Annotated in this window: 6 protein-coding genes; 4 read left to right on the forward strand and 2 right to left on the reverse strand. The window is 67.7% G+C overall.

What is annotated here, in order from left to right; genetic code table 11:
* The 3 genes from ACI38Z_RS00910 to ACI38Z_RS00920 form a co-directional block, all read left to right on the forward strand.
* Nucleotides 1-1,631: DNA polymerase (locus tag ACI38Z_RS00910; protein ID WP_439788313.1), on the forward strand; the 1,631-nt coding region annotated here is incomplete at its 5' end.
* Between the two features lie 65 nt (nucleotides 1,632-1,696).
* Nucleotides 1,697-2,170 carry a ribonuclease HI gene (gene rnhA / locus ACI38Z_RS00915; RefSeq protein WP_439788317.1) on the forward strand — a complete coding sequence of 158 codons (474 nt, stop codon included), beginning with the start codon at nucleotides 1,697-1,699 and terminating at the stop codon, nucleotides 2,168-2,170.
* Between the two features lie 114 nt (nucleotides 2,171-2,284).
* Complete coding sequence (locus ACI38Z_RS00920) at nucleotides 2,285-2,653, forward strand: heavy-metal-associated domain-containing protein (RefSeq protein WP_439788314.1); 369 nt, start codon at nucleotides 2,285-2,287, stop codon at nucleotides 2,651-2,653.
* Between the two features lie 109 nt (nucleotides 2,654-2,762).
* Here ACI38Z_RS00920 and ACI38Z_RS00925 read toward each other — a convergent pair whose 3' ends face one another.
* Together ACI38Z_RS00925 and ACI38Z_RS00930 are read right to left on the reverse strand one after the other, a co-directional pair.
* Nucleotides 2,763-4,070, reverse strand: a complete 1,308-nt coding sequence (locus ACI38Z_RS00925; RefSeq protein WP_439788318.1) for an L-cysteine desulfidase family protein — start codon at nucleotides 4,068-4,070, stop codon at nucleotides 2,763-2,765.
* Between the two features lie 2 nt (nucleotides 4,071-4,072).
* Nucleotides 4,073-4,840, reverse strand: a complete 768-nt coding sequence (locus tag ACI38Z_RS00930; protein WP_439788315.1) for an HAD family hydrolase — start codon at nucleotides 4,838-4,840, stop codon at nucleotides 4,073-4,075.
* 287 nt (nucleotides 4,841-5,127) lie between these two features.
* Here ACI38Z_RS00930 and ACI38Z_RS00935 point away from each other — a divergent pair.
* A partial coding sequence (locus ACI38Z_RS00935) for a S1 RNA-binding domain-containing protein (protein ID WP_439788316.1) occupies nucleotides 5,128-5,896 on the forward strand: 769 nt, incomplete at its 3' end.

The raw sequence follows: 5,896 nt of genomic DNA on the forward strand, positions 1-5,896 counted from the left end.
CCCGCGTGCTCTGGGTGGCGACCGAGGCCGCGCTCCTGAGGTTCGAGGGCGACGCGGCCACGTCCGCGCTGGTCAGGCTCGCGCGCGAGGGGCACCTGGTCGCGGGCGACGTGAAGGCCCTTCTCCACGAGGTGTGCCCCATGGACTCCGCGGACGAGGCGCTGGTGCGGCCCGAGGACGTGGACCCCGCGAGGATCTTCGACTGCGGGGTGGCGGGCTACCTGCTCGACTCCGACAGCGGTCACTTCAAGGTGGAGGAGCTCTACCAGGACCCGCAGGTCATGGGCGGCACGCTGCCCGAGGCCACGGACGAGCTGCCCGCCGCCGCCATCGAGGCGCAGGCGGCGCTCGCCCTGAGGCCGCGCCTTGCTGAGCTGCTGGAGAAGGACGGCTCTGCCAAGCTGTTTGCCGACGTGGAGATGCCGCTTTTGGTGGTGCTGCTGCAGATGGAGCGCACGGGCCTGCACGCGGACCCGGGCAGGCTTCGCGAGCAGAGCGAGTCGCTCGGCGCGGAGATCGACCGCATGGTGGCGGACATCCACGAGGCGGCGGGGGAGGACTTCAACATCGACTCCCCGCAGCAGCTGAGCCACGTGCTGTTCGACGTGTGGGGCCTGCCGACGCGCGGCCTCAAGAAGACGCGCAAGGGGTTCTACTCCACCAACGCCAAGGTGATCGAGGGCTTTGCCGAGGGCGGATACGAGGCGAGCAAGTACGTGCGCGAGGTGCTGGACTACCGCGAGCGCGCCAAGATCAAGAACACGTACCTGGACGCGCTGCCGCAGCTCATCCGCAGGGACGGGCGCATCCACACGACGCTCAACCAGACCGTCGCCGCGACGGGCAGGCTCTCGAGCTCGGACCCGAACCTGCAGAACATCCCGACCCGCTCCGAGCTGGGCCATCGCGTGAGGACGGCCTTCACGGTCCCCGAGGGCTGCGTGTTTCTCGCCTGCGACTACTCCCAGATCGAGCTGAGGCTGCTCGCGCACCTCTCGGGCGACGAGCACCTGGTCGCGGCCTTCAACGAGGGCGCGGACTTCCACCGCGCCACGGCGGCGCGCGTCTTTGGCGTGCCCGTGGAGGAGGTCACGCCCCAGCTCCGCAGCCGCGCCAAGGCCGTGAACTTTGGCATCGTGTACGGCCAGCAGGCGTTTGGCCTGGCGTCCTCGCTCAAGATCCCGCGCGCGGAGGCGCAGGAGATGATTGACCGCTACTTCGAGGCGTACCCCGGCGTGAGGAAGTTCTTGGACGACTGCGTCGCCTTCGCGCGCAAGAACGGCTACGCAATCACCATGTACGGACGCAAGCGCCACATCAAGGACATCAACAGCAGGAACTTCCAGCTGCGCTCGTTCGCGGAGCGCACGGCCAAGAACCACCCCATGCAGGGTACCGCGGCGGACATCATCAAGATCGCGATGACCAGGGTCCCGGGGCGCCTGCGCGAGGAGGGCCTCAGGAGCAGGCTCGTGCTGCAGATCCACGACGAGCTGGACTTCGAGGTTCCCGAGGACGAGATCGAGGCGCTGTCCGAGCTGGTGCGCGACACCATGCAGGGCGTGGTGGAGCTGCGCGTGCCGCTCCTGGCGGACGTGAGCTACGGCAAGAACTGGGCGGAGGCGAAGTAGTGGCGAGCTTTGACGAGTTCGTGAGGGAGCACCCCGGCACCGTGCGCGAGGTGGCGCCCGGCAGGATGCGCGTGGTGGTCTGGACGGACGGTTCGTCGCGAGGCAACCCCGGCCCCGGCGGCTACGGGGCGGTCCTGCTGTACACCGACCCCGCGGGCGTGGTGCACCGCCGCGAGCTGAGCCAGGGCTACCGCAGGACCACCAACAACCGCATGGAGCTCATGGGCGTGATCGCGGCGCTCGAGGCGCTCAAGCGGCCGTGCGAGGTGGAGGTCCACTCCGACTCCCAGTACGTGGTGAACGCGTTCAACAAGAACTGGGTCGCCGGTTGGCAGAAGCGTGGCTGGAAGAACGCCTCCAAGCAGCCCGTCAAGAACCCGGACCTGTGGAAGCGCCTGCTTGCCGCAAAGAAGCCGCACAAGGTCAGCTTCGTGTGGGTGAAGGGCCATGCCGGCACGGAGCTCAACGAGCGCTGCGACGAGCTGGCCACCACGGCCGCCGACGACCGTGCCCACCTCATCGAGGACGAGGGCTTCTAGCCCCGCGGGCCGCGGCCGCGTTGCGGCCTGGGCCGGACGATCGGAAACTGGCGGTTGCATTTGGGTTTCTCCCCGCTATAGTTAGCTACAGTTAACATATCGAGGAGGACAGACATGATCAACGTGATAATCGTCGCCATCGTGATCGTGGCGTTTGCCTTTGCGGGGCGTCGCGCCATCCAGGTGTTCAGTGGCAAGCGCGACTGCTGTGGCGGCGGCGCCTGCGACACGGGTGCCAAGCGGCGCCAGCGTCCGGCGGACCTGAGCGAGAAGAACTACCCCTACCAGGCGGACCTCAGCATCACCGGCATGCACTGCGAGAACTGCGCCAACAAGGTCGCCGGCGCGCTCGAGAGCGCGGGCGGCGCCTGGGCGGACGTGGACTTCAGGCACGGGAGCGCGCACGTGTTCGCGAAGCAGCCGCTTGACCAGCAGGCCATGCGCGCCGCGGTGCGCCGCGCCGGCTACAGGGTCGCGGGCTAGGCGCGCGGGCCATCTGGTCCCACCAGACAGGAGGGAAGACGAGGGCGGGGTGCGAGCCGATTTGGCCCGCACCCCGCCCTCGTTCGCGTCCCGTTGCAGCGCCGCGCGGCTAGGCGTCCGCGTCCACGTCGCGCTTGCCGATCATGATGTTGAGGATCTCCACGTCCGTGGGGTGCATGCCCACGCGGCCCACGTAGCCCATGGAGCGGATGGTCTCCTCGGCGTTGGCGCCCACCAGGCCGTCGCCCGCGAGGAAGTTGTCGTCGGAGAGCGCCATGTCGCAGCCCAGGATGGCCGCGTCCACGGCCGCGCAGATCTTGGCGGCGCAGCTGGGCTTGGCACCGTCGCACACGATGCCGCCCACGTTGGCGAGGGTGTTCACGATGGTCGCCTCGAACTGGCCAAAGGAGCCGCCGCGCAGCATGCAGATGCCCGCGCCGGCGCCGCAGCTCGCGGAGACCGCACCGCAGAAGGCCGAGAGCTCGCCGATGAAGTACTTGACGTGCACCGCCGTGAGGTCCGAGAGGACGACGGCTCGCACGAGCTCCTCGTGCGAGCTCCACAGGTCGTGCGCGTACTCGAGCACGGGCTGCGAGCAGGTGATTCCCTGGTTTCCGCTTCCGCAGTTGATGACGACGGGCATGGCGCAGCCGCTCATGCGGGCGTCGGAGCCGGCCGCCGCGGCCGCGCGCGCCTTGCAGCTGATGTCGTTGGGGCGGCTCTTGAGGAGCGTGCTGCCGATGTTGGCGCCCCAGCGGTGGGTGAGTCCCTCGCGGGAGATGGCCTGGTTCGTGTCGATCTGGTTGGAGACGAGCTCGTCCACGTCCTCGAGGCGCACCTCGTGAGCGAAGTCCCAGATCGACTGGAGCGAGAGCTGGCTGCGGTCGGCCCCGGAGCCGGAGGCCTCGCCCTTCTCGCCCGAGGCGGACCTGCCCGCCGCCGTGGTGGGCCTGCCGTCGAGCGCGAGCTCGGTCACGTTGGTGTGGCGCTCCTCGATGCAGGCGACGGACGTGTGGCCGGCGCCGGTCGCGACGACGCGCACGTACAGGTTGGGCACGTCCTCCGCGAGCTCGACGTCGCAAAAGCCCCCGTTCACGAGCTCGCGCGTGCGGTCGATGTCGTCCACGCCCACGGACTGCAGCACCTCGAGGTCGCGCGTGGGGTCGCCGCCCACGGCGCCGAGCGTCGCCGCGGCCTCGATGCCGCGCATGCCGCCGGAGTTGGGGACGGTCACGCTCTTCACGTTCTTGATGATGTTGCCGCTGCACGCCACGTGCAGGTGCTCGGGCGCCGCGGGAAGCGCCGCGCGGGCCAGCGCCGCCGCGTACGCCACGGCGATGGGCTCCGTGCAGCCGAGGGCGCACACCAGCTCCTCTCGTAGGATCTGGACGTGGTTGTCGTACGTAGCCTTGTTCATGGTCATAGGCGCTCCTTGGTCGCGTCCGCGCGCAGGTCGGCGCGGGAGTTCAGAAGGTCAACTATCTCGGGCAGGCGACGGCCCAGGTCGCCGATGCTGCCCCTCCACACCGCCTTGCGGGGCCAGCCGTGGCCCACGTAGGCGGTGCTCATGCCGATGTCCGGGCGCGGGAAGTCGCGCGCCGCGTCGTTTCCCACCATGAGGCACTCCTGCGGGGTCAGGCCGAGCTGCGCCGCGAACTCCTGGTAGTAGCGGGCGCAGGGCTTGGTCCGCGTCGAGTTGCCGATGTGGCTCACCAGCGCAAAGCCCAGGTCGTCCACGCCGGCCCAGCGCATGCGCACGTGGTCGACCGCGAGCGTGAGGGTGGGGTTCGTGGCAAGGGCGACGGTCAGCCCCATCGACATGGCCTTCTCCACCGTCTCGCGCGCGCCGGGACGCGGCGCCGCCATCACGATGCCGCCCCGCAGGGGCTCCAGGCACTCGCGCTCGTAGTAGTTGATGGCGTCGGCGATGGCCGGGTCGTCCATGGGGATGGAGGTGAGCGAGAAGAACGTGTCGTCCAGCAGGCGCTCGTTCGTGAGCTGGTCGGTCCTGGCCTGGTCGTTCACCTTGAGGTAGCTCTGCGCGAGCCTCGTCATTATGGTGGGGAGCGGAAGGCCGGACGCGTCCGCGAGTATGCGCGACTTTCCTGCGGCGTAGCGCGCCACGAAGGCGGTGAGGTTGATGTCGAGCAGGGTGTCGTCCAGGTCGAAGAGAACCGCCTTGATCACGACGCGTCCTTCCTAGGGGAGTTATGCCTTCCGACTTTACTCCACGGGAAGGGGCAGGCGGCGGGAGGAGTTTTGGTTAGGAAATGAAATTCCTGAAATCCACAGGTATGGCTTGATAAACGCACCACACAAAAGGTACCCTATCACACGCATGGGTAAAATGCCCATGCAAACGTATCTGTAGGCCCCCGAGAGCATGTAAGTTTCCAACTGCGCAAACGCAACCACGCCGAGCGCCCGGCAGCGGTCATGTTGATCGGGGCCCCGTTTTCGAAAGGGGTCCACCTTTGAGTGAGATTCAGAACTCGTCCGTCTTCTCTCTGGATGACATGTCCGACGAGGAGATGAACAGCCTCATCGACGGTACGATTACCGACTTTGATGAGGGCGATCTGGTGACGGGCACCGTCGTCAAGATCGAGCACGATGAGGTTCTGCTGGACATCGGCTTCAAGTCCGAGGGCGTCATCCCCGCCCGCGAGCTCTCCATCCGCAAGGACGTCAACCCCGAGGACGTCGTCTCCCTGGGCGACACCATCGAGGCCCTCGTTCTCCAGAAGGAGGACAAGGAGGGTCGCCTGATCCTCTCCAAGAAGCGTGCCGAGTACGAGCGCGCCTGGAACCGCGTGGAGGAGAAGTTCAACAAGGGCGAGAACGTCGAGGGCGAGGTCATCGAGGTCGTCAAGGGCGGCCTTATCCTCGACATCGGCCTGCGTGGCTTCCTGCCCGCCTCCCTCGTCGACCTTCGCCGCGTGAAGGACCTCAACGCCTACCTCGGCACCCGCATCGAGGCCCGCGTCATCGAGATGGACCGCAACCGCAACAACGTCGTCCTCTCCCGTCGCGTCGTCCTCGAGGAGGCCCGCAAGGCCGAGCGCTCCGAGATCCTCTCCAAGCTCAAGCCCGGCATGCGCCTCAAGGGCACCGTCTCCTCGATCGTCGACTTCGGCGCCTTCGTCGACCTCGGCGGCATCGACGGCCTCATCCACATCTCCGAGCTCTCCTGGAACCACGTCAACCACCCCTCCGAGGTCGTCAAGGTCGGCCAGGAGGTCG

Origin of the sequence: Parafannyhessea sp. (assembly GCF_051876455.1) — a bacterium.
In the GTDB taxonomy this organism is placed as follows: Bacteria; Actinomycetota; Coriobacteriia; order Coriobacteriales; family Atopobiaceae; genus Parafannyhessea.

What these genes read in the sequence shown, in the direction of transcription:
- rnhA (WP_439788317.1), top strand. Translation starts at nt 1,697, where the DNA reads ATGCGCGTGGTGGTCTGGACGGACGGTTCGTCGCGAGGCAACCCCGGC.
- ACI38Z_RS00920 (WP_439788314.1), top strand. Translation starts at nt 2,285, where the DNA reads ATGATCAACGTGATAATCGTCGCCATCGTGATCGTGGCGTTTGCCTTT.
- ACI38Z_RS00925 (WP_439788318.1), bottom strand. Translation starts at nt 4,070, where the DNA reads ATGAACAAGGCTACGTACGACAACCACGTCCAGATCCTACGAGAGGAG.